Origin of the sequence: Campylobacter sp. IFREMER_LSEM_CL1846 (assembly GCF_025772105.1) — a bacterium.
GTDB classification, from domain to species: domain Bacteria; phylum Campylobacterota; class Campylobacteria; order Campylobacterales; family Campylobacteraceae; genus Campylobacter_D; species Campylobacter_D lari_D.
On the sequence record NZ_JAKMRM010000013.1, the window covers coordinates 1 to 23,678 of the forward strand.

The following is a 23,678-nucleotide window of genomic DNA, read 5'->3' on the forward strand; positions in this document are numbered from 1 at the left end:
GGCTAATGATCAAACTCCAGGTGTTACCACACTCAAAGGTGCTATGGCTGTGATGGATATAGTAGAAACCGCTACAGCAAATCTAGATGCCATTAGAGCTGATATTGGTGCGGTGCAAAATCAAATCACAGCTACGCTAAATAACATCAGTGTAACCCAAGTAAATATCAAATCAGCTGAATCAAACATCAGAGATGTAGACTTTGCAGCAGAAAGTGCAAATTTCTCTAAATACAACATCCTAGCTCAAAGCGGATCTTATGCTATGAGTCAAGCTAATGCTGTGCAACAAAATGTTTTAAAACTCTTACAATAAATCCAAATAATATAAGGCAGTTTCGCCTTATATTAAATTTCTTTTTTCTAAAATATCTTGCAAAGGTATGATGGCTATCTTTAAAGCTTTTTCTTGGACTAAAGCTAGTTCGCTGATTTCTTCTAGCCAAGATTTATGTGCTGTAATCCAAGCAACAAGTTTATTTTGTTTATCACTATCATTATGCATAGGATTAACATATATTTTTGAAAAAGAACTTTCTAAATGAAATAGTGATGGCCCTAAAATTTCTCTTAAAAAAATATATTTTTTGCTTTCCAATTTTTCTTTTAATTTGTCTATTTTTAAATTTAATTCTTTGATAGTATAATGAGTTTTACTTTTTAAATTTAATTCTTTATGAAGTTTTTTACATTCTTTTAAAAAATTTTGGCTAATTTTTATATTTTGTTTGATTTGCTTATAAGCTTTTAGCATAAGTTCTTGGCTGTCTTTGCGTTTTGGTGGATTTAGTTTTGGAAAAGGTTTTTTTACTCCATCTTTTAAAAATTCTTCACAAATTTCTTTAAAAGGTTTTTCTATAGTTCCTTCTATCCTTGCTCCACCTTCTGTGGCATTGTAAATTTTTGCTTTTGTTTGTTTGTGAAATAAACTTTCAAAAATTTGCTTAAATAACATCCAAACCTCTGAACTTTGCACATAAGTTTTTCCACCATAAGCTAAGGTTTCAAATTTTCCATGGTCTCGTTCAAAATCTCCTTCGTGATAACTTTCATGTAAAAATCCTTCACTATGAGATTTTCCATCATCACTATAAGCTAAATCTTGTCCTATTAAGACGATATTTTCATGTCCTAACAAAAGCGCTAGTTCATAGTTTAAATGTGCTACACTCATTCCGCCACTTACATAGCCAAAATCATGCAATCCTAAAGAATAAGCAAAAGGTAATGATCTTGAAACTAAAATATATTTTCTTTTATTTTTTTCTAAAAATTCTACACTATCTTTATATACTAATGAAGCTAAAATAAAAGTAATGTCTTTATCAAATTCTTTAAAATCATTATCAAAGCATTTTGATACCACATCATCTCTTTCTAGCATACAAACATAATCAGGTTTTATACCTGCCTTTGCTAAGATAGGATAAGCACTATCAGCGCAAAATATAGTAGCTTTGTTAGCATATTTTTTAAGTAAAGGAAGTTGTTTTTTTAAAGAAGGTCCAGTAGCTACCAATATAGCATTTTTGCTTTTATTTGATCTTTTTTTCTTAAATTCGTTAAAACTTGGATGTGTAAGCATTTTAGGTAAATTTAGAACAAATTGTTCTATGCCTTGCATGGCATCAATTGGATCATTTCCTCTTCTTAAGGCAATATTTTTAATAACTTTGGAATTTAAATCATTTATGTTTTTAATTTCTTCTTTTTGTTTTTCTTCATAAAATTCACAATGAATATGCAGAGTGTAAGTTTTTAAAAATAAATTTAAAAAAGAGCACAATGTATCAGCTTTTGTATAGTTAAATTCCTTTGTATGGATTAAAATAAACCTACCTTCTAAAAGTTCTTTGGAAAAATCTATCATATTAAAAACTAAAAATATTAACTCAATATCTTTTTCGTATACAATAACTCTTTTATGTTCTTTATTTGCAAGCAAACTTTTGTAAAATATACCATTGCCTAATCCATAGAAAAAAAGTATAGGGTATCTTAAGTATTCTTTATTAAAAAGCTCAATTTTTTCTTGTAGTTCTTTTAAAGGATTTATATATAAATTTTTTATATTTTTATAACATATATTACAATTTAAAGGATCTTTATCAAAAACATAAATATAATCTTTAGCTTCTTTTATTCTACCTAATTTTCTTTTTAGTGTTTGATAATCACTTCCTTTTAAGGCTTTTAAATTTTTTTTAAAAATCTCTGTTTTCATTTTTATCCTTTTTGATTAAAAAAATAATATCGTCATTTTTTATGTTTTTTATCAAAAATTTGATGTGTTATTGTTTTAAATTTTCTTTTATAGTTTTATTATAATTTTCAAGATATAAAATAATCTCATCAAAAAAATCGATTTGTTGTTCTAAGAAAGATTTTGTATTTTTTTCTTTTTCAACTTTGTATTTTAAAACCTCACATTCATTTTGAAAGCATCTAGCTTGTAAAATATCTGAAAAAAATTCACTTTTTGGGAGCTTAAGTCTTAGTTTTTCTAATCTTTCTAAGCTCTTATCTTTAATAGCTTTTTTGCATTCATTGATAAAAATTTCACTTTGTTTTATTTGTTTGTTGAGTTTTTCTTTGCATTGTTTTAGTTTTTTTTGTGGATTTTTTGCTTTTGTTAAAACAATATTTTTTTCAATTTTTTCTTTTAAAAACTCTTCACAAATTTCTTTAAAAGGTTTTTCTATAGTTCCTTCTATCCTTGCCCCACCTTCTGTGGCATTATAAGTTTTGATTTTTAATATATCTCTAGCTAGAGCTATATCTTTTTCAAAACTTTTTAAAAACAAATACCATGTGAGTTGTGTTTTTACTTCTTTATTACCTCCATATGCACAGATTGTTTTATAAACAACTTCTTCATCTCCTTGATCACCATATAAATGTTCTTTTGGGTGAGACTTTCCATCATCACTATAAGCTAGATCTTGCCCTATTAAAATAATATTTTCAAATCTTAAAGCTCCAGCTAACTCATAAGCCATATTAGCAACACTCATGCCATTTCCCAAAAAACCATATTCATTTAAGCCAAGTTTGCTTTCAAAAAACAAAGGTCTTAAAACGAGCATATAATTTCTATTGTTTTTTTCTAAATATTCTATAGTTTTAGGATGAGTTAAAGAAGCTATGATAAATAAAATATTTTTATCAAATTCTCCAAAATCATTATTAAAAAATTCGCTAGTCATATCTTCTCTTTCTAGTGAAAAGACATAATCAGGCTTAATTCCTTCTTTAGCTAAGATAATATAAGAGCTATCAGCGCTAAAAATTACAACATTTTCTTGGTGTTTTTTTAAAAGCGGAAGTTGTTTCATCAAAGAAGGACCTGTTGAAACTATAATGGCATTTTTTGCTTTTGCTTTTCTATCTTTTATTAGATTTTTAAAAGGAGTATGAGTGATGATTTTTTCTAAATTTATAATATTATGTTTTATTCCTAGCAAAGCATCTTTTGGGTCATTTCCACGAGCAAGCATTAGTGTTTTTATGAGATTTAATAAAATTTGCATCACATTTTGAGCATTGGGTGTGTAAAAATTAATATAAAAATCATTATAAAAATGAAAATTGAAAATTTTCAGCGTATGTTTTATTTGCGGATAATTAAATAAAACTTTAAGTTGAGCGGTGTTGATATTTGGTGTAAAAAACAAAATAAGTTTTTCTTTTCTAAGAAGCGTGGTAAAATCAATCATATGAAAAACTAGATATAAAATTTCTAATTCTTCTTCAAAAATAACAATATGTTTTAAATTCTGATTTTTTAAAAGTTCTATAAAAAATTTTCCATCGCCAAAACCATAAAAAAATAATACTGGATATAATTGAAATTTATCATAATCAAAAGAATGATTTTCATCTAAAAAAACTTGATTTTGCAAATCAAAAATTTTATCTTCTATGATTTTAAATTTATGATTTTGAGTGATTTTTCTCAACTCATAAGCTAGTATTTGATCTACTTCAAAAAGAGCTTGGGTGTTTTTTAAAAATAATTCTTTATTCATTTAAAGTCCAAATTTTTATTTTATTATATCAAAACATATTTTTTACTATCATGATTTTTAAACAAAATATATTTTTTCATGATTATTCCTTGAAATGTTTTTCTTCTAAAGCTTTAGCAAATTCTATATCACAACTTGCTTTTTTACCAAGCATGATAGGTAAAAATTTAGGATGCAAACCTAGGCTTGGTCTTACGCTTTTTATATTTTCTCGTGTGAAAATATCACCTTTTTTGATGTCTTTGCTTGTATATAAACTTCTTGCAAAATGGCGGTTTTTTAAAGTTTTTTCATCCATGTTAAATTCTTTGTTTCCTAAAGCTTGCTCGCTTAAACGCACCATAGAACACATTTGCTTAAACTCCTCAAAATCAAGACTAAATTTAGCATCAGCACTATTTAAAGTTTTGTCTAATATAAAATGTTTTTCTATGACTCTTGCGCCAAGAGCTACGGCTAAAGTTGGTGCTAAAAATCCCTCGCTATGATCACTTAAACCAACAATAGTGTTAAATTTTTCTTGTAAAGTTTTTATGACATTTAAATTTAAATCACAAATTTGTGAAGGATAAGCCGAGGTGCATTTAAGCAAAATCAAATTCGGATTGTTTTCTTCTTTAAAAATTTTAACAATCATTTCAAGTTCTTCTTCATAGGCTATGCCTGTAGAAACTAAAGTAGGTTTGTTTTCTTTTGCCACACAACGCACAAAATCATAATCATTTGCTTCAAAGGAAGCGATTTTATAAGCTGGGGGATTAAATCGCCTTAAAAAATTTACATCTTCCTTAGAAAAAGGACTAGAAAAGCAAATTAAACCTTCATTTTTAGCACATTCAAAAAGTTTTTCATGCCACTCATAAGGAGTTTTAGCTTCTTCGTAGAGCTCATATAGTTTGCGTCCATGCCATAAACCACCTTCAATAATAAAATCTTTTTTGTCAGAATTTAGTGTTAAGCTATCTGGGGTATAGGTTTGAATTTTTATAGCATTAGCTCCTGCTTGTTTGGCTGCTTGTATAGTTTTTAAAGCTATTTCAAGACTATTTGCATGATTGGCTGAAAGTTCAGCGATGATGAAAACTTTTTCATTTATGTTAAAATTTCCTATAAACATCAAAAAACCTTTTTTTAATTTAAATAAAAATTTACTATATTTTATATTTTAATTATTAATTGTGATTAAAGGTTTATTTAGTAAAATAAATTTATTATAAAGTTATCTAAGGAAAAAACTATGACTAAAACACTAGAATATTCGATTTATCACTTTTGTGAACACATTTTAAAACTTAAAATTACACCAACAAGCGTGATTAGAGGCGAGCTTTATGGGGCTTCTATACCTTTGTATTTTAAAGATGAAGAATATAGTTTTTATCTGTTTTTTCAAAAAAAGGCTCTTAATGAGATTGCGCAATTTTTATTGCATGAAGAGTTAAAAGAAGATGATCTAGCAGATTTAGTAAAAGAAGTAGCTAATCAAATTATAGGTTATGCCAAAAAATTACTTAACGACACTAATGGCAAAGATGAGTATCGTTTGGGTGTTCCTGAATATTTAGGACGTATTGATGGATTTTCAAAAATCAAACTCAAAGAAAAATTTACTTATGAAATGAAAAATGCTCGTTTTAGAATAGGTTATAAAAAATTATGATAGAAGATCATTTAGGATTGTTGCAATCTTATGAAGATATTTTAGATATTAGCGTTGATTTTGTTAGTGAGCTTGGTACTACTAATATGAGCGTAAGAGAGCTTTTAAAGCTAGAAGTTGGTTCTGTGATAGACCTTGAAAAGCCAGCGGGTGAAAGCGTGGAGCTTTATTTAAATAGAAGAATTTTTGGAAAAGGTGAGGTAATGGTGTATGAGAAAAACCTTGCTATAAGGATTAATGAAATTTTAGATTCTAAATCAGTATTGCAGTATTTCAAAAAAGAATTGCAATGAAATTTATTTGGATTTTACTACTTGCTTTACCTCTTTTTGGGGCAAAAATTCTTGATTACAATATTTATCCAAGAGAAGATAGGGTGGATATTACTTTTTCATTTGATGTTCCTTATAAAGAAGGTATTAGTCAAAAGAAAAAAGATGGTATTATTATTTTTACTTTAAATGCTAAAAGTGCAAAAGAGGAAGATAGAGCGTTAAATTCTGATATTATAAAAAAAATTAAAATTTTTTCAGAAGATAAAAAAACTTTTATAGCTTTAAGTGTAGGTGATAAAATACAAATTACCGCTGATGCGATTGGTGAATATGGTTTAAGATTGCGTGCTCAAAAAGAAGGTGTAAATTTAAGTACTAAAAAAAGCTTAGAGGAAAAAAACGAGGAAATAAAAATGCAAGAATATGATTTTACAAATTATATTTTAGTTGTAAGCGTTTTGATACTTTTGCTTGTTGGGCTTTGGTTTTTAAAAATATATCTAAGACAAAAACACCCTTTAGATAGGAATTTTAATTTAATCTTTCAAAGACCACTTGATAGACACAATCAACTTGTAGTTTTTGAGTATGGTTTGAAGCGTTATACTATGATTATAGGAAATTCTAATGTGGTATTAGAAACGAATGAAGCTTTGATAAAAAATGAAGAACAAAACAAAGCGCCTCAAAAGCCAAAAGAAAAAGATTTTAACTCTTATTTTGAAGAAAATAAACAAAGATTGCAAAATTTACTTTTAAAACAAAATAATTAATTTTGCTGATTAAAAGCTAAAATGATAAGTTTTGGCTTCGAAATTTTTTTGATTTCTTCTTTTGAAAAATAAATTTGTTTTTTAGTCGAGTATATATACAAAGTATGATTTTTTAGCGTGAAATCAAGATTCTCATCAGTGTCTTTTGCAAGTTTTTTTGATAAAGCTAAAATAAAATTAAGCCAAGCTAATATGTGATTATTTGGTAATAAATCTTTTATATTTTCTATTGCAAATGGATTGATTTTTTTTCCATTAGCTTTTAAAATAGTAGAAATTAATAAAATTTCTTTATGTGAAAAACCAAAATGCAGGCTATTTAGAGCTATATAAGCACTATGTTCATTGGCAAAATAAAAATTAATTCTCTCGCCTATATGCGATAATTTTGCAGCATTTATAAGATCTTTTTTAAAAGCAAGATTAATTTTATGGATAGGCAAAAGAGTATCAAATAGTTTATTTGCAAAATAAGCACTTTTATCATTATAATCTATACTAAAACGATCTTGTATAGATTTTAAGCTTGGATTGAAATTTGGAGGAAATTTAGCATTAAATTTTGAAAAATCCGTTGTTTCGTTTTTTATTTTAGTATATTTTTGAAAAAGATTAGATAAAAATACACCTTCTCTAACACCCACTGCAGAGGTGATGATATTTTTAGCTTTTAAATTTTTTGCTAGTGCTAAAAATATCACACATCCTTCTTTTATAGTATCAAAACGATCTTTTTTTATGTTAAAATCATTTAAATTTTTAGCATTTTGAATTTTTTCTATGTGATTTTTTTCTTTTTCAAAACTATAACTAAAATTATGAATCATTTTTAACGGGTAAGAGTTTTTTTTCATTATAGAATTTGACAATGCCCTTAAACTTCCACCTATGGCAATGATATTTTCATTTTGAAAATGCTTTGGAACTTGTTTTAGTGCTTCTTGTATAAATTGGTCTAGTGCATTAAATTTTTTTGTATCGTAAAAAATTTCTTTTAATCTTACTGTGCCAAGATCAAGTGAAATACAATCTACAATCTTACCTTCTTTGATTAAACAAAGCTCAGTCGATCCTCCACCTATATCTATAGTGGTGGCATTTTGAATATCTGATAGTAAATTTAGCGCAGCAAGCCCACCTAAAAATGACTCCGTTTTTCCATTAATACATTTTATATTTAAACCTACATTTTTTGCTATTCTAGCTATGAAATCTTTAGCATTGGGTGCATCTCTTAATGCAGAAGTTCCAACAGCAATAATTTTTCTACATTTTTCTTTTAAAGCTTTTTCCTTAAAATAAGTTAAAGCTTTTTCGGCTTTAAGCATGGCTTCTTCTTGAAGAATTTTATTATTATTGTAAGCATTTTCTCCAAGTCTTACTTTCTTTTTGTGCTCACTACAAATGAAAAAACCATATCTTGAGGTTTTTTCAAAAACTACCATACGAACGGAATTAGAGCCAAGGTCAATTACTGCTGTTTTTTTAGCCATTAAATATCTTTATTTTTATGTTTTAAGCGAAGCTCATCAATGCTTTCTACATTATCAGGATCAGGTATGATACAATCTACTGGACAAGCTACTATACAAGCTGGTTCTGAAAATTCATTCACACATTCAGTACAAAGATCAGGATCTATGACATAAATTGGATCATTATCATAGATTGCTTCATCGGGACATTCTTCCCTACATGCATCACAGGATATGCATTCTCTAGTGATTAAAAGTGACATATTTTTTTCCTTTTTATAAGTAATAAAGCAAACTTATACTATATAAAAACTTATAGGTAATTTAAAATGAAAGAAAAAACAAAATCTACTTTTTAGAATGATTAAATCATTCTAAAATTTTAGTTAGTTTTTTTAGGAAAACAAAAACGATACCCTCTACGACGCACGGTTTCTATGGTAGAGATGTTAAGCGGTTTATCCATTTTTTGTCTTATTTGATTGATTGCAACCTCTATAACATTTGGAGTTACAAGTTCAGGTTCTTCCCAAATAGCATCTAAAAGTTGTTCTTTTGACACAATCTGATCTGAATGTCTAGCTAAATGAGTTAAAACTTCAAAAGGTTTTCCTTTTAATTCTATATCTTTTCCTTGATAAGTGATTTTTTCTTCATCAGGATCAATCACTAAATCATCGATTTTGATCACATTTGTTCCGCCAAATCTAAGTCTAGCTTCAATTCTCGCCATTAAAATTTCAAAATCTAAAGGTTTTTTTATATAATCATCTGCTCCAGCTTTCAAAGCCTTGATTTCATTTTCTTTATCTGCTTTTGCGCATATTGTAACTATAGCGGTTCTTGGAGATTTTTGCTTAATGGCATTAATTAAATCACTTGCATCATTATTGCCAATAGTCCAATTTGATAATACTAAATCATAGTGTCTAATACCTATAAAATACTCAGCGTCTTTAAAATTTTCTGAAGTATCACTTTGATAGCCAAACTCATTTAAGGTATTTGATAGAGTTTTATTAAGTGATGCTTCATCTTCTACAACTAAAATACGCATTTTATTCCTTTGAAGATAGTTTTAGTGCAAAAGTATAACACAAATTAAGCAAATGTTCAAAATTCTTTAAAAAAATTTTAATATTTTTTACTCAGACTAGCTCCAACGCATGCATTTTTGATAATATCAGGTTTGTAACAAGTGATATTTATAAATTTAAGCTTTTTATTATGTTTTTTAATATCCTTGCATATGTATTTTAAAGATTTTTCTATAGTTTTAAATTTTTTCTTTTTATAAATTTTTTCTATTCTAATACAAAGTTTTGCATAATCTAAAAATTTTTTACTTTTAGCTTCTAGTTCTATAATAACTTTTTGTTCTTGAATTCTTTCAAAATCCAAAAGCCCTATAATACATTTAAATTCTAAACTGACTTTTATATGACTTTGCATTCTTGTTTTCCAATAAGCCTTAAAATATTTGGTATATGTTTATAAATTACTATAAATGCAATAACAAAAATTGGTGCATGGGTGTTGATCACAGGCATGTTATAATGAAAAATAAATGAAGTAGCTATTAAAACAATTAAAGATCCTAATGAAGCTAAGCTTGAAATTTTAAATACCTTTCCTATGATAAACCAAGCTAAAACCGCAGATATTATTTCAAAAGGTAAAAATACTGCTAAAACCCCAGCCCCTGTAGCCACTCCTTTGCCACCTTCAAATTTTAAATAAGGAGAAAAGCAGTGCCCAAATACTGCTAAAACAGCCATAGTCCATAAGATATTTTCATCATAGCCCATAAATTTTGCCACTAATATAGGTATGATTCCTTTTAATGCATCTAAAATAGCGGTTGCAATAGCAAGTATTTTAGCTAGTTTAGGATCGCTTTCTTTTACTACCCTTAAAACATTTGTAGCGCCTATACTTTTACTGCCCATATTTTTAATGTTTGTTTTAGCAAAGATTTGAGCTAGTAAAAGCCCAAATGGTATAGCGCCTATGAGATAAGCTAAAAGATAGATTATTAAATTTTCCATTTACTTTTCCCTAAGATTTTTGTAAAACTCTGTAATAATAGCAAAAAACCCTGAAATAAATATTTAAGAGATATTTTCTCCTATAATAATTTTTATTGTTAAATATAAATTTTTTATATTATTTAAAGAAAATTATAGATATATTTTCAATAAGTTTATTTTAAATAGGCTTTATTTTATCTTATTTAGGAGTAGATAATGAAAAAAATTTCATTATTAGTTGCATCATCATTATTAGTTGCATCAACTGCTTTTGCTAACGATAAAGCTTTGCTTGATGAAGCAAAAGCTGCAGGTTTGGCACCTTTACCAAAAGATCAGACAGGTGTTGAAAAACTATTAAAAGAAATGGGTATTAAAGCTAGTAAATTCTCTAAAGAGAAAGCTAACCTTGGTAAAAAGCTGTATTTTGAGCCAAGACTTTCTAAAAGTGGTTTGATTTCTTGTAATACCTGTCATAATTTAGGTATGGGTGGTACTGATGGTATAGCGGCTGCTGTAGGACATAAATGGACAGCTAATCCTCATCATTTAAATTCGCCAACAGTTTATAACTCAGTTTTAAATTCAACTCAATTTTGGGATGGTAGAGCAGGAACTTTAGCAGATCAAGCAAAAGGACCAATTGAAGCAGAACCTGAAATGGCAACTCCTGCTAAATTAGCAGTAGAAAAAATAGCTTCTATGCCAGAATATGTAAAAGAATTTAAAAAAGTTTATGGTAGCAGTGGAGTAACTTTTGATAATATTGCAGATGCTATTGCTACATTTGAAAGAACACTTTTAACTCCATCTAAATTTGATAAATTCTTAGAAGGTGATACAAAAGCATTAAGTAAAAAAGAAAAAGAAGGTTTGAAAACTTTCATCGATAAAGGCTGTACAGCTTGTCATACAGGAGTAAATTTAGGTGGTAGTATGCAGGCTTTCCAAGTAGCAGCTAAATATAAATTTGCAAATGTAGGAGATTTTAAAGGTGATGCAAATGGCTTAGTTAAAACTCCAACCTTAAGAAATATTGCTGAAACTGCTCCGTATTTTCACAATGGTGCTATTTGGTCTTTACAAGAAGCAATCAAAGAAATGGGCAGTGTGCAACTTGGTATAGAAATTTCTGATAAAGAAGCAGCTTCTATAGAAACTTTCTTACATGCCTTAACAGGTAAAAAACCAAGCATTACTTACCCTCAACTTCCAAAAGCAACTGAAAAAACTCCAAAACCAGAGCTTTAATTTAAATCTTAAGACGCTTTTTGCGTCTTAAGCTTACTTTATATAAAATCAAGATATAATTACTGCTTTTAGCCATTAAAGCTTTCTAAAATTATGTTTATGCATAATGCTTTATGGTGCTACCAAAATATTTTAAGAAAGGATAGCTGTATGTATGCTATTATAAAACACAGTGGAAAACAATACAGAGTAAGCCAAGGTGATGAGCTTAAACTAGATCGTTTTGAAGCTGAAGTAAAATCAAGCGTAGAAGTAAGTGAAGTTCTTGCTGTATGCGATAAAGAATTAAAGGTAGGTGCGCCGTTTGTTGCGGGTGCAAAAGTTGTTTTAGAAGTGATTGCTCATGGAAAAGACAAAAAAGTTGTGATTTATAAAAAAAGACGTAGAAAAGACTCAAAATTAAAACGCGGTTTTAGAAGACAATTTACCCGCGTTAGAGTAGTAGATATTAAAGCTTAAGGAGTAAAGAATGGCACACAAGAAAGGTCAAGGTTCAACTCAGAATAATCGTGATTCTATAGGTCGTCGTCTAGGTGTTAAAAAATTTGGTGGAGAATTTGTTCGCGCTGGTAACATCATCATTCGCCAAAGAGGAACAGCAACTCATGCAGGTAATAACGTAGGCATGGGAAAAGATCATACAATTTTTGCTTTAATTGATGGTTTTGTAAAATTTGAAAGAAAAGATAAAAATAGAAAAAAAGTTTCTGTTTATCCTGCATAATTTCAAGGCTACTTTGTAGCCTTTTTCTTCTTTTCAATCTTAATATATTAAAAAAAATATAATATCATTTTAAAAATTTATACTTTGGTGATTGTATGTTTATAGATAATGTAAAATTAGTTTTAAGTTCGGGTAATGGTGGTAAAGGTGCTGTGAGTTTTCGCCGTGAAAAACATGTTCCACTTGGGGGGCCTGATGGTGGTGATGGTGGAAATGGTGGCGATGTGTATTTTATATGTGATAATAACACCCATACCCTAGCGCACTTTAAAGGCAAAAAAGAACTTAAAGCACAAAATGGCCAACCGGGTTTGGGTCGTAATAAAAATGGCAAAAGAGGGGAGAGTTTAGAATTAATCGTTCCTCAAGGCACTCAAGTAATTGATGCACAAAGTGGGGAAGTTTTGCTTGATATGCTAGTAGAAGGTCAAAAAGAACTCTTTTTAAAAGGTGGTAAAGGCGGTCTTGGTAATACTCACTTTAAAAACTCTACTAATCAGCGCCCAGATTATGCTCAACCAGGTGTGACAGGAAAAACCTTATGTGTGCGCTTAGAGTTAAAACTCATAGCGGATGTTGGGCTTGTAGGCTTTCCAAATGTAGGAAAATCTACTCTTATAAGCGTAGTGTCTAATGCAAGACCTGAAATAGCTAATTATGAATTTACTACTTTAACTCCAAAACTTGGTATGGTTGAAGTAGATGATTATAATTCTTTTGTAATGGCAGATATCCCAGGTATTATAGAAGGTGCAAGCGATGGTAGGGGTTTGGGACTTGAGTTTTTAAGACATATAGAAAGAACTTCTTTTTTGCTTTTTGTGCTTGATCCATTAAGAGATATGAGTTTAAAAGAGCAATTTTGTATTTTAAGAAAAGAATTAGAAAAATTTTCAAGCAAACTTTATGCAAGAAATTTTGGCTTAATGCTTTCAAAAAGTGATAGTGTAAATTTAGGTGAGGAATTTGCACAAAAAATGGAAGATGATTATAATGAGTTAAAAGCTTATTTGCAAAGTCAAAATAATCCACAAAGCTTTTTTGTTAAAGTATCAAGTCTTGAAAAAACAGGTTTAAAAGAGCTTAAATTTATGCTTTTAGAAGAAGTTAAAAAAATTAGAAGTCAAAATAATCTTTGATGAGTGAAAATTTAACTATAGATTTTATCCAAGAATATATCAAGTCTAATTGTAAAGACTTGGTGTATAAATTTACCTATAAAGAGCATAGCTTTTTTTATAATCCCGATAGGGTTTTAAAAAACGGAGTTTATTTTTGCACTATTAAAGAAAATGATGGTATAAATGATAAAGCTTCGAATTTAAATAGAGAAGGTGTATTTCGTCTAAGTTGCTCTCTTTGTGATCAAGATTACCAAAATCTTTTTGGTAAAAAACCTAAAAAAGCTTTAAAGGGTGAGGTTGTTAATTTAAATTATGATTTTTCTATGCTTGATCTTATCATGCCTCATCCAATTTATGCTTATATGGGATATATTTGTATTAACAATCCTTCAAGAAAAAATTTTGAAATTTTTAAAGATTATCTTGAGCTTTCATATCAAAAAGCTATAAAAACTTATCAAAAAAGGATAGTGGCATTATGAAAAATATCATTTTTATGGGAACTCCCTCTTATGCAACATGTATTTTAAAAGAGCTTATTGATAAAGGGTTTAATGTCCAAGCTTTATTTACCCAGCCTGATAAACCTGTGGGAAGAAAACAAATTTTAACTTCAAGTGATACTAAAAAATTTGTTTTAGAAAATAATTTAAATATAGAAATTTTCACTCCAAAAAGCTTAAAAGATGAAAATATAATCAATGAAATAAAAAGCCTAAAACCTGATTTTATAGTTGTTGCTGCTTATGGGAAGATTTTACCAAAAGAAATTTTAGATATTGCTCCTTGTGTCAATTTGCACGCTTCCTTGCTTCCTAAATATCGTGGTGCTTCACCTATACAAAGCGCTATTTTAAATGGGGATAAAATAAGCGGGGTTTGTACCATGCTTATGGAAGAAGGGCTTGATAGCGGTGCTATTTTAGAAAACATAGAATGTGATATCGCAGGTAAAAATTCAGCTGAAGTTTTTATCATGCTTTCAAATTTAGCAGCCAAACTTACTATTTCTACACTTTTGAATTTTGAAAAAATTATCCCAAAAAAACAAGATGAAAATTTATCTACACATTGTAAAAAAATCAAAAAAGAAGATGGCTTGATTAATTTGGATAATGCAAGTGAAATTTATCAAAAATTTCTAGCTTTTACACCTTGGCCTGGAATTTTTTTAGAAAATGGTATGAAATTTTTAGACATAGAATTAATCGATAATGAAAAAACTCAAAAATCAGGTGTGATTTTACAAGTAGAAAAGGAAAGCTTTTTGCTTTCATGTAAAAAAGGCGTTTTAAGAATTAAAACTTTACAAGAAAGTGGAAAAAAAGCTTTAGATGCTAAGACTTATTTAAATGGAAAAAGGTTAAAACTTGGAGATAGTTTATTTTGATGAACTTGAATCAACTCAAGTTTATTTAAGTGATAAAATTCGCAGTGGAGAAATTATAGAAAATACAGCCATTTGTGCTTTTATCCAAAGTGCTGGTATAGGTAGTAGAGATAATACTTGGCAAAGCAAGCAAGGAAATTTACATGTATCTTTTTGCATAAAAACCCAAGAATTAGCGCAAGATCTTCCTTTGGCTTCTGCTAGTATATACTTTGCATTTTTAATGAAAGAAGTATTGCAAAGACAAAATTCAAAAGTATGGATTAAATGGCCTAATGATTTTTATATAGAAGATAAAAAAATAGGCGGATTGATGAGTTCTAAAATCAATGATTTTTTGGTTGTAGGAATAGGGATTAATCTTAAATATGCTCCATTTAATGCTGAAATTTTAGACATAGAAGTAGATATAGCAAAACTTTTAAATGAGTATTTTTCTTATGTAGATGAGAAAATTTTATGGAAGAATATTTTTAGCAAGTATATGCTAGAATTTGAAAAATCAAGAAATTTTTTTATACATAATGAAGGTAAGATTTTATCTTTAAAAGATGCTTTGTTGTATAAAGATGGTTCTATATTGTTAGATAATAAAAGGATATATAGTTTAAGATGAGTGAGATAATAACTATTGCAAATCAAAAAGGCGGAGTGGGTAAAACTACTACCGCTATTAATCTAGCGGCTTCTTTGGCGGTAGCTGAAAAAAAGGTTCTTTTGATAGATATTGATCCACAAGCTAATGCTACAACAGGACTTGGTTTTAATAGAAGTAATTATGAATATAATATTTATCATGTTTTTATAGGCAGGAAAAAACTTTCTGAAATCATTTTAAAAACTGAACTTCCACAATTATACTTAGCTCCATCAAATATTTCTTTGGTTGGAATTGAGCAAGAAGTAGTAAAAGAAAGTGGAGAATATAGAACGATTTTAAGAGAAAAAATCAAAGAAATTGCCAAAGATTATGATTTTATTATCATTGACTCACCACCTGCGCTTGGAAGCATTACAGTAAATGCTTTTGCAGCAAGTGATAGTGTTATTATCCCTATACAATGTGAGTTTTATGCGCTTGAGGGTGTTGCAATGGTTTTAAATACCATAAAATTTGTGAAAAAAACTATCAATCCAAAACTAAAAATAAAAGGCTTTTTACCGACTATGTATAGCTCTCAAAATAATCTTTCAAAAGATACTGTGGAGGATTTAAAGCAAAATTTCAAACAAAAGCTATTTAGAACAGGTGATAATGAAGATGATTTTATCATCATACCAAGAAATGTAAAACTTGCTGAAAGTCCAAGTTATGGAAAACCTATTATACTTTATGATATAAAATCCCCAGGTTCAGTAGCATATCAAAATTTAGCACATTCTATATTAGGATAAAAAATGGCAAAAAAAAGTGCATTAGGAAGAGGTTTAAGTAGTATTTTGGCTGATATTGATGAGGTTTATGAAAAAGAATTAGGATCAAAAGAAGGCAAAATAGAAGAAATTGATATAGATTTAATTAGTCCAAATCCTTATCAGCCAAGAAAAAATTTTGATACACAAGCTTTAGAAGAGCTTGCGGGGTCTATTAAAGAATATGGTTTAATTCAGCCTATTGTAGTTTTTAAAAAAGATGAATTTGATTATATTATAATAGCTGGCGAGAGAAGATTTAGAGCATGTAAGCTTTTAGAAAAAGAACAGATTAAAGCCGTAGTTTTAAATGTGGATGATATAAAATTACGCGAGCTTGCTTTGATTGAAAATATCCAAAGGGAAAATTTAAATCCTATAGAATTGGCACATTCTTATAAAGAATTATTGGAAATTCATGACATAACTCAAGAAAAATTAGCAGATCTTATTCACAAGTCAAGACCACAAATTGCTAATACCTTAAGACTTTTAAATTTAAATGAGCAAACGCAAAATTTCATTATAGAAGGTAAAATTTCACAAGGTCATGCAAAAGTTTTAGTAGGACTTGAAAAAGAAGAAGAAAAAATGATAGTTGATACTATCATAGGTCAAAAACTTAATGTAAGAGATACAGAAAAACTGATTAAAAATTTTAAAAATTCAAATAATTTAGAAAAAAATACAAATTTAAATAAGCAAAATCAATCTATATTAAATTTAAAAGAAAAAATAGAATCTTTTGGATTTAAGACAGTAGTGAAAGATTTAAAAATTATTGTTAATTTTTCTGACGAAAATGAGATTTTAAAATTTTTAAAAATACTAGATTAAATATGCTTTTAGGTATATTTTGGTATAATTGCGCGTTTTATTTAGATTTATTTAGGAGTATTAATGTTTAATGATGTACATTTTTCCATCATGATAGCTACTGGTGTCATTTTTTTGCTCATGATAGCAATTTTAAATTCTATACTCTATAAACCTTTGATTAAATTTATGGATTCTAGAGATTTGACCATTAAAAATGACGAAGAAAAAATGAAAAAAAATTCTGATGATGTTTCAAATGTAGAAAATGAGTTGGAAAAAATTCATATACAAACAAGAGATGAGATTAATCAAATCAAAGCAAAAGCAGTAGAAGAAGCTAAAATAAAACAAGAAAAAGAATTATCAATAAAGAAAAAAGAATTAGAAGAACAAATGCATGTTTTTCTAAAAAGTCTAAGAGAAAAAGAAAAAGAATTAAAAGAAGAGATGCGGTTAAAAATGCCAGAATTTAAGCAAAGCTTTAAAGATAGCTTGAGTAAAATTTAAGGAAGATAAATGTTGAAAAAAATTACATTATTATCGGTGCTTCCTTTTTATGCTTTTGCAGCAGGTAATGGAAGTGGCGAGTATGATATTATCCCAAGAGCAGTTAATTTTGTTTTGTTTGCTGCTATTTTATATTATTTTATAGCAACACCTTTAAAAAATTTTTACCACGGAAGAATTGCAAAAATTGCCTCTAGGATGAATGAAATACAAGAAAAACTTATTGCAAGCAAAAATCATAAATTAGAAATGATGAAAAAACTAGATTTAGCTAAGCAAGAAGCAATTAATGCAGTTGCTCTTGCAAAAAAAGAAGCAGAAATCATTACAGATAAAATAGAAGTTGAAACAAAAATGGAGATTAAGGCTTTAGAAAAAACTTATGAAGAGCATAAAGAATATGAAATAAGAAGAATGGAAAAAGAAGTTGTGCAAGCGGTTTTAGAAGAAATTTTTGAAGATCAAAGTTTACAGCTTCAGCAAAAAGAAATTTTAAATATCATGATGAAAAAGGTGTCTTGATGGAAAGTGTAATTGCAAAAACCTATGCAAAAGCTATATTAGAAAGAAAAGATTTTGAAAATTTTTATTCAAATTTATTACAACTTAGTTCAGCTTTTGCTTCTGATAAATTTGTAAGTATTTTAAATGCTTATGAGCTTAAACAAGAAAAAAAATTAGATTTTATACTTTCTTTATTAGATAATCCAAGTGATGCTTTTAAAAATTTTATGAGCTTAGTTGTTGGCAACAATAGAGAGATGTTAATTCCAAGCATTACTAAAGAATTGAGTGAACAAAAAGCATTAAAAGAAAATGAATTTTTAGGGCAAGTTTATTCAAAAGAAAAATTAAGTGAAGAAGAAATTAAAAATTTAGAAGAAAAACTTAGTCTTAAATTCAACGCAAAGATTAGATTAGATAGTAAAATAAGTGATAATGACAGTGTAAAAATTAGCTTAGATGGACTTGGTTATGAAATTTCATTTTCAATGCAAAGCTTAAAAGCTAAAATGAATGAATATATATTAAAAGCAATTTAAGGAGACTTGATGAAATTTAAAGCAGATGAAATTAGTTCTATTATAAAAGAAAGAATTGAAAAATTTGATTTTAATCTTGAAATAGAAGAAACTGGTAAGATTATTTCAGTTGCTGATGGTGTTGCTAAGGTTTATGGTCTTAAAAATGCTATGGCCGGTGAGATGGTTGAATTTGAAAATGGCGAAAAGGGAATGGTGCTTAACCTTGAAGAATCAAGTGTTGGTATTGTTATTTTAGGAAAGGGACTTGGCTTAAAAGAAGGAAGTTCTGTAAAAAGATTAAAAAAACTTCTAAAGGTTCCAGTTGGTGATGCGTTGATAGGCCGTGTTGTAAATGCTTTAGGTGAGCCAATTGATGCTAAGGGAGCGATTGAAACAAGTGAATATCGCTTTGTAGAAGAAAAAGCAAAAGGTATTATGGCTAGAAAAAGTGTTCATGAACCATTACATACGGGTATTAAAGCTATTGATGCTTTAGTTCCAATTGGTAGAGGACAAAGAGAGTTAATTATTGGTGATAGACAAACGGGTAAAACTACTGTTGCAATAGATACAATTATTAGTCAAAAAGGTAAAGATGTTATTTGTATTTATGTGGCAATTGGTCAAAAACAAAGCACAGTGGCTCAAGTAGTTAAAAAGCTTGAAGAATACGGCGCAATGGATTATAGTATAGTAGTAAATGCAGGTGCTTCAGATCCTGCTGCATTGCAATATCTTGCTCCATATACAGGTGTAACTATGGGTGAGTATTTTAGAGATAATTCAAGACATGCGTTGATTGTTTATGATGATTTGAGTAAGCATGCTGTTGCTTATCGTGAAATGTCTTTGATTTTGCGTCGTCCTCCGGGTCGTGAAGCTTATCCAGGGGATGTATTTTATTTACATTCAAGATTGCTTGAAAGAGCAAGTAAATTAAGTGATGAGCTTGGCGCAGGAAGCTTAACAGCATTACCTATTATTGAAACTCAAGCAGGGGATGTTTCAGCTTACATCCCAACCAATGTTATTTCAATTACCGATGGTCAAATTTTCTTAGAGACAGATTTGTTTAACTCAGGTATTCGTCCTGCGATTAATGTTGGTTTATCTGTATCTCGTGTTGGCGGTGCTGCACAAATTAAAGCAACAAAACAAGTTTCAGGTACCTTGAGACTTGACTTAGCTCAATATAGAGAATTGCAAGCTTTTGCGCAATTTGCAAGTGATTTAGATGAAGCAAGTAGAAAACAACTTGAGCGTGGACAAAGAATGGTTGAAGTTCTAAAGCAACCTCCATATTCTCCGCTTTCAGCTGAAAATCAAGTAGTGATGATTTATGCGGGAACTAAAGGATATTTAGATGATATAGCAGTTTCTAAAATTGGAGAATTTGAAGCAGCTTTATATCCATTTATTGAAGCTAAATATCCAGAAATTTTTGAGCAAATTAGAACCAAAAAGGCTTTAGATAAAGATTTAGAAGAAAAATTAGCTAAAGCATTGAGTGAGTTTAAAGCAAACCACATATAAGGTTTTTAAATGTCTAATTTAAAAGAAATTAAAAGAAAAATAAAAAGTGTTCATAATACACAAAAGACAACTAATGCTATGAAGCTTGTCTCTACTGCCAAATTAAGAAAGGCAGAAGAGGCAGCTAAAAAGTCAAAAGTTTTTGCTCAAAAAATTGATGAAGTTTTATCTGAAATTGCTTTCAAGATTAATCAATACGAAGGACTTGATGATAAACTTCCGTTTTTTAGAAAAAAAGACAATATTGAGAAAATGGATATTATTTTCATTACTGCTGATAAAGGTTTATGCGGTGGTTTTAACATTAAAACTATTAAAACAGTAAATGAAATGCTTGAAGATTGTAAAGCAAAAAAAATCAAAGTAAGATTAAGAGCTATTGGTAAAACAGGTATAGAGTATTTTAATTTTCAAAATATTGAAATTTTAGAAAAATATTTAGACACAAGCTCTAGCCCTGATTATGAAAAAGCTTGTGCTATTATTGAAAATGCAGTTGATGATTTTATAAATGAAGTTACAGATAAGGTTGTAATTGTACATAATGGCTATAAAAATATGATTTCACAAGAAATTCGTATTAATGAATTATTACCAGTGCAAGCTATTGCGAGCAAAGAAGAACAAGAGTCTCAATCTTTAATGGATTTAGAACCTGAAGATGAAGAAATTTTAAATGATTTATTAAAAACTTATTTTGAATATAATATGTATTTTTCTTTAGTTGATTCTTTGGCGGCTGAGCATAGTGCAAGAATGCAAGCTATGGATAATGCAACCAATAATGCAAAAGCTAGAGTTAAACAGCTCAATTTAGCTTATAATAAAGCAAGACAAGAATCTATTACCACCGAATTGATAGAAATTATCAGTGGTGTTGAGTCAATGAAATAAATTTAGGAGTGATGATGCAAGGTTTTATTTCTCAAGTTTTAGGACCAGTGGTTGATGTTGAATTTAAAGAGTATCTTCCACAAATTAACGAAGCTATAATCGTAAATTATGAATTAGAAGGAAAAGAATGCAAGCTAGTGCTTGAAGTAGCTGCGCATTTGGGTGATAATAAAGTAAGAACTATCGCTATGGATATGACTGATGGTCTTGTTAGGGGTTTAACGGCTGTTGCGACTGGAAACCCAATTAGCGTTCCAGTGGGCGAAAAAGTACTTGGAAGAATTTTTAATGTAACAGGTGATTTGATTGATGAGGGCGAAGAGATCAATTTTGATAAACATTGGTCAATCCATAGAGATCCACCTCCATTTGAAGAGCAAAGTACAAAAAGTGAAATTTTTGAAACAGGTATTAAGGTAGTTGATTTGTTAGCTCCTTATGCAAAAGGTGGTAAAGTAGGACTTTTTGGTGGTGCAGGTGTTGGTAAAACCGTTATTATTATGGAGTTAATCCACAATGTTGCATTTAAACATAGCGGTTATTCTGTTTTTGCAGGTGTTGGTGAAAGAACTCGTGAGGGTAATGATCTTTACAATGAAATGAAAGAAAGTAATGTTTTAGATAAAGTTGCATTATGTTATGGTCAAATGAATGAACCACCAGGAGCAAGAAATCGTATTGCTTTAACAGGTCTTACTATGGCTGAGTATTTTAGAGATGAAATGGGACTTGATGTATTGATGTTTATTGATAATATCTTTAGATTTTCACAATCAGGTTCTGAAATGTCGGCACTTTTAGGAAGAATTCCTTCAGCTGTTGGCTATCAACCAACTTTAGCTAGCGAAATGGGTAAATTTCAAGAAAGAATTACTTCAACTAAAAAAGGTTCTATTACTTCAGTTCAAGCAGTTTATGTGCCAGCAGATGATTTAACAGACCCTGCTCCTGCAACTGTTTTTGCGCATTTAGATGCAACTACGGTTTTAAATAGATCAATTGCTGAAAAAGGTATTTATCCAGCTGTTGATCCGCTTGATTCTACTTCAAGAATGCTTGATCCACAAATTATTGGTGAAGAGCATTATAAAGTAGCGCGTGGAGTACAATCAGTACTTCAAAAATACAAAGATTTGCAAGATATTATTGCTATTTTAGGTATGGATGAATTGAGTGAAGAAGATAAATTGATCGTTGAAAGAGCAAGAAAAATTGAAAAATTCCTATCTCAACCATTCTTCGTTGCTGAAGTATTTACAGGAAGTCCTGGTAAATATATTAGTTTAGAAGATACAATAGCAGGTTTTAAAGGTATTTTAGAAGGAAAATATGACCATTTACCTGAAAATGCTTTCTATATGGTAGGTGGAATTGATGAAGTTGTTGAAAAAGCAGAAAAACTTAAGGCTTAATAATGGATAATTTAATACATATAGAGGTGGTAACGCCTCTTGGTATGATTTACAATGATAATGTAAAATCTATTGTTCTTCCTGGAAGTGAAGGTGAATTTGGTGTTTTAAAAGGACATGCATCTTTAATTTCTTCTTTAAGGGCAGGGATTATAGATATAGAAAAATCAGATTCTACCCATGAGTTAGTTGCTATTGATTCAGGTCATGCAAAAGTTTCTGAAACGAAAGTAAGCGTTTTAGCAAAAGGTGCTGTGTGGGTTGGAGGAAATAGTGATAGTGAAATAGCAAAAAGATTAGCAGATGCAAAAGATTTAATCAAATCTATGAGTAGTGATAGTGTTGCTTTAGCTTCTACTTTTGCTAAGATGGATAATAATGTAAGGCAAAAATAGTGGATTTTCAATCAATTTTTCATTTTTTTGAAAATACAAGCTTAATTACTTATATTGTATTGGTTTGGCTTTCGGTGTATTTTATACTTAGTTTTAGTATTTTATTTTCAAGATTAATGCTTATTAATAAATGGATGCAAGATGAAAGTCAGGCTTTAGAAGCTTTGATGAGAGGAGAGAGAGATTTAAGCCAAAGTGCATCAATTTTAAAAAAATGTATTGAGATCGATGAAACTAAGATGAATATTTATAAAAATTCTGTTGAAAAAAAAGCTACAATTGGATTAACTTGGCTTAGTATTATTGCTTCAACCTCTCCTTTTATAGGTCTTTTTGGTACAGTTATTTCTATACTTGAAACTTTTGGTGGTTTAGAAATGCAAAATTCTTTGAGTATTATTGCGCCAAAAATTAGTGAAGCTTTGGTAGCTACAGGTTGTGGAATTTTAGTGGCAATTCCTGCATATAGTTTTCATTTGATTATCAAACGCAAAGCTTATGAACTAATTAATATTTTAGATAGTGAGATAAAAGTATTAGTAAGTTCAGCAAAGGTTTAATTGATGTTTTTAGAAGAAAAACCCGAACTAAATATTACACCTTTAGTGGATATTATGCTTGTATTGCTTGCTATTTTAATGGTAACAGCACCAAGTATTACATATGAAGAAAAAGTTCAACTTCCTCAAGGTTCACAAAAAACTTCAAGTGCTCCAAATATCAAAAGTTTAATTATAACAATTAATGCAAAAAAAGAAATTTTTATAGGAAAAGATAAATTTAATTTTTTAAGTTTTGCGGATAATATGAATGCATTAAAAGTGCAATATAATACTCAAGAAACAGTTTTCATTAGAGCGGATAAGAATTTAAAATATGATGATGTAATGAGTGTTTTAAGAACAATGAAGCATTTGGGTTTTCAAAAAGTTGCTTTGCAAACTGAGTAA

30 protein-coding genes are annotated in these 23,678 nt (G+C 29.1%); 22 read left to right on the plus strand and 8 right to left on the minus strand.

Going from position 1 to position 23,678, the window contains the following annotated elements; all coding sequences use genetic code 11:
• The coding region (locus tag L8W40_RS06500; RefSeq protein WP_263660009.1) for a flagellin at window positions 1-316 on the plus strand (316 nt) is incomplete at its 5' end.
• 27 nt (window positions 317-343) lie between these two features.
• On the opposite strand, the gene L8W40_RS06505 is transcribed toward L8W40_RS06500, so the two are convergent.
• The 3 genes from L8W40_RS06505 to pseI all read right to left on the minus strand — a co-directional run bounded on the left by L8W40_RS06505 (window position 344) and on the right by pseI (window position 5,145).
• Window positions 344-2,224, minus strand: coding sequence for a motility associated factor glycosyltransferase family protein (locus L8W40_RS06505; RefSeq protein ID WP_263664988.1), 1,881 nt, complete (start codon window positions 2,222-2,224; stop codon window positions 344-346).
• Window positions 2,225-2,291: 67 nt separating this feature from the next.
• Window positions 2,292-4,028, minus strand: a complete 1,737-nt coding sequence (locus L8W40_RS06510; protein WP_263664989.1) for a motility associated factor glycosyltransferase family protein — start codon at window positions 4,026-4,028, stop codon at window positions 2,292-2,294.
• A gap of 82 nt (window positions 4,029-4,110) precedes the next feature.
• Window positions 4,111-5,145: a pseudaminic acid synthase gene (pseI, locus tag L8W40_RS06515; RefSeq protein WP_263664990.1), complete on the minus strand. Its 1,035-nt coding sequence runs from the start codon at window positions 5,143-5,145 to the stop codon at window positions 4,111-4,113.
• A 120-nt stretch (window positions 5,146-5,265) separates the two neighbouring features.
• Here pseI and L8W40_RS06520 point away from each other — a divergent pair, with 120 nt between their 5' ends.
• From L8W40_RS06520 to L8W40_RS06530, 3 genes are read left to right on the plus strand one after another with little or no spacing between them, the layout of a single operon-like run.
• Window positions 5,266-5,688 (plus strand): chemotaxis protein CheX, encoded by a 423-nt coding sequence (locus tag L8W40_RS06520; RefSeq protein WP_133319685.1) that lies wholly within the window; start codon window positions 5,266-5,268, stop codon window positions 5,686-5,688.
• Entirely contained in the window at window positions 5,685-5,981 is a 297-nt protein-coding gene (gene fliN / locus L8W40_RS06525; protein ID WP_133319684.1) for a flagellar motor switch protein FliN, read from the plus strand. Before L8W40_RS06520 ends, fliN begins: the two co-directional genes overlap by 4 nt.
• Entirely contained in the window at window positions 5,978-6,736 is a 759-nt protein-coding gene (locus L8W40_RS06530) for a hypothetical protein (protein ID WP_263664991.1), read from the plus strand. The genes fliN and L8W40_RS06530 overlap by 4 nt, the downstream gene beginning before the upstream one ends.
• Here the strand turns inward: L8W40_RS06530 and L8W40_RS06535 are convergent.
• The 5 genes from L8W40_RS06535 to plsY form a co-directional block, all read right to left on the minus strand.
• The gene (locus L8W40_RS06535; protein WP_263659707.1) at window positions 6,733-8,229 is read right to left on the minus strand and encodes a Ppx/GppA phosphatase family protein; all 1,497 of its coding nucleotides are present in this window, start codon (window positions 8,227-8,229) and stop codon (window positions 6,733-6,735) included. The genes L8W40_RS06530 and L8W40_RS06535 overlap by 4 nt on opposite strands.
• Window positions 8,229-8,474, minus strand: coding sequence for a YfhL family 4Fe-4S dicluster ferredoxin (locus L8W40_RS06540; RefSeq protein WP_012660922.1), 246 nt, complete (start codon window positions 8,472-8,474; stop codon window positions 8,229-8,231). The genes L8W40_RS06535 and L8W40_RS06540 overlap by 1 nt, the downstream gene beginning before the upstream one ends.
• A 119-nt stretch (window positions 8,475-8,593) precedes the next feature.
• A complete protein-coding gene (gene hsrA / locus L8W40_RS06545) occupies window positions 8,594-9,268 on the minus strand; it encodes a homeostatic response regulator transcription factor HsrA (protein WP_133319681.1) in 675 nt (224 codons plus the stop codon).
• A gap of 77 nt (window positions 9,269-9,345) precedes the next feature.
• Window positions 9,346-9,663, minus strand: coding sequence for a dihydroneopterin aldolase (locus tag L8W40_RS06550; protein WP_133319680.1), 318 nt, complete (start codon window positions 9,661-9,663; stop codon window positions 9,346-9,348).
• Window positions 9,648-10,259, minus strand: coding sequence for a glycerol-3-phosphate 1-O-acyltransferase PlsY (gene plsY / locus L8W40_RS06555; RefSeq protein ID WP_263664992.1), 612 nt, complete (start codon window positions 10,257-10,259; stop codon window positions 9,648-9,650). The genes L8W40_RS06550 and plsY overlap by 16 nt, the downstream gene beginning before the upstream one ends.
• Before the next feature lie 198 nt (window positions 10,260-10,457).
• On the opposite strand from plsY, the gene L8W40_RS06560 reads away from it, so the two are divergent.
• From L8W40_RS06560 to L8W40_RS06645, 18 genes are all read left to right on the plus strand, one after another.
• On the plus strand, window positions 10,458-11,492 hold the full coding sequence (locus L8W40_RS06560) for a cytochrome-c peroxidase (RefSeq protein WP_263664993.1): 1,035 nt from the start codon (window positions 10,458-10,460) through the stop codon (window positions 11,490-11,492).
• Window positions 11,493-11,642: 150 nt separating this feature from the next.
• A complete protein-coding gene (gene rplU / locus L8W40_RS06565) occupies window positions 11,643-11,951 on the plus strand; it encodes a 50S ribosomal protein L21 (protein WP_012660931.1) in 309 nt (102 codons plus the stop codon).
• 10 nt (window positions 11,952-11,961) lie between these two features.
• The gene (rpmA, locus tag L8W40_RS06570; RefSeq protein ID WP_002862355.1) at window positions 11,962-12,216 is read left to right on the plus strand and encodes a 50S ribosomal protein L27; all 255 of its coding nucleotides are present in this window, start codon (window positions 11,962-11,964) and stop codon (window positions 12,214-12,216) included.
• Window positions 12,217-12,311: 95 nt separating this feature from the next.
• On the plus strand, window positions 12,312-13,355 hold the full coding sequence (obgE, locus tag L8W40_RS06575; protein WP_263664994.1) for a GTPase ObgE: 1,044 nt from the start codon (window positions 12,312-12,314) through the stop codon (window positions 13,353-13,355).
• Window positions 13,355-13,822 (plus strand): DUF6194 family protein, encoded by a 468-nt coding sequence (locus L8W40_RS06580; RefSeq protein WP_263664995.1) that lies wholly within the window; start codon window positions 13,355-13,357, stop codon window positions 13,820-13,822. Before obgE ends, L8W40_RS06580 begins: the two co-directional genes overlap by 1 nt.
• The gene (fmt, locus tag L8W40_RS06585) at window positions 13,819-14,730 is read left to right on the plus strand and encodes a methionyl-tRNA formyltransferase (protein ID WP_263664996.1); all 912 of its coding nucleotides are present in this window, start codon (window positions 13,819-13,821) and stop codon (window positions 14,728-14,730) included. Before L8W40_RS06580 ends, fmt begins: the two co-directional genes overlap by 4 nt.
• Complete coding sequence (locus tag L8W40_RS06590; protein ID WP_263664997.1) at window positions 14,711-15,346, plus strand: biotin--[acetyl-CoA-carboxylase] ligase; 636 nt, start codon at window positions 14,711-14,713, stop codon at window positions 15,344-15,346. The genes fmt and L8W40_RS06590 overlap by 20 nt, the downstream gene beginning before the upstream one ends.
• Window positions 15,343-16,125 (plus strand): ParA family protein, encoded by a 783-nt coding sequence (locus tag L8W40_RS06595; protein ID WP_012660935.1) that lies wholly within the window; start codon window positions 15,343-15,345, stop codon window positions 16,123-16,125. The genes L8W40_RS06590 and L8W40_RS06595 overlap by 4 nt, the downstream gene beginning before the upstream one ends.
• Before the next feature lie 3 nt (window positions 16,126-16,128).
• Window positions 16,129-16,980, plus strand: coding sequence for a ParB/RepB/Spo0J family partition protein (locus L8W40_RS06600; RefSeq protein ID WP_263659714.1), 852 nt, complete (start codon window positions 16,129-16,131; stop codon window positions 16,978-16,980).
• Window positions 16,981-17,043: 63 nt separating this feature from the next.
• Window positions 17,044-17,469, plus strand: a complete 426-nt coding sequence (locus L8W40_RS06605; RefSeq protein ID WP_133319671.1) for a FoF1 ATP synthase subunit B' — start codon at window positions 17,044-17,046, stop codon at window positions 17,467-17,469.
• Between the two features lie 9 nt (window positions 17,470-17,478).
• Window positions 17,479-17,991, plus strand: coding sequence for a F0F1 ATP synthase subunit B (locus L8W40_RS06610; RefSeq protein ID WP_263664999.1), 513 nt, complete (start codon window positions 17,479-17,481; stop codon window positions 17,989-17,991).
• A complete protein-coding gene (locus L8W40_RS06615) occupies window positions 17,991-18,512 on the plus strand; it encodes a F0F1 ATP synthase subunit delta (RefSeq protein WP_133319669.1) in 522 nt (173 codons plus the stop codon). Before L8W40_RS06610 ends, L8W40_RS06615 begins: the two co-directional genes overlap by 1 nt.
• A gap of 9 nt (window positions 18,513-18,521) precedes the next feature.
• The gene (atpA, locus tag L8W40_RS06620; protein WP_133319668.1) at window positions 18,522-20,027 is read left to right on the plus strand and encodes a F0F1 ATP synthase subunit alpha; all 1,506 of its coding nucleotides are present in this window, start codon (window positions 18,522-18,524) and stop codon (window positions 20,025-20,027) included.
• Between the two features lie 9 nt (window positions 20,028-20,036).
• Entirely contained in the window at window positions 20,037-20,921 is an 885-nt protein-coding gene (atpG, locus tag L8W40_RS06625) for an ATP synthase F1 subunit gamma (protein WP_263659716.1), read from the plus strand.
• A gap of 14 nt (window positions 20,922-20,935) precedes the next feature.
• Window positions 20,936-22,333, plus strand: a complete 1,398-nt coding sequence (atpD, locus tag L8W40_RS06630) for a F0F1 ATP synthase subunit beta (protein ID WP_263665000.1) — start codon at window positions 20,936-20,938, stop codon at window positions 22,331-22,333.
• 2 nt (window positions 22,334-22,335) lie between these two features.
• Window positions 22,336-22,728, plus strand: a complete 393-nt coding sequence (gene atpC / locus L8W40_RS06635; RefSeq protein ID WP_133319665.1) for an ATP synthase F1 subunit epsilon — start codon at window positions 22,336-22,338, stop codon at window positions 22,726-22,728.
• Entirely contained in the window at window positions 22,728-23,288 is a 561-nt protein-coding gene (locus L8W40_RS06640) for a MotA/TolQ/ExbB proton channel family protein (protein ID WP_133319664.1), read from the plus strand. The genes atpC and L8W40_RS06640 overlap by 1 nt, the downstream gene beginning before the upstream one ends.
• The gene (locus L8W40_RS06645) at window positions 23,289-23,678 is read left to right on the plus strand and encodes an ExbD/TolR family protein (protein WP_133319663.1); all 390 of its coding nucleotides are present in this window, start codon (window positions 23,289-23,291) and stop codon (window positions 23,676-23,678) included.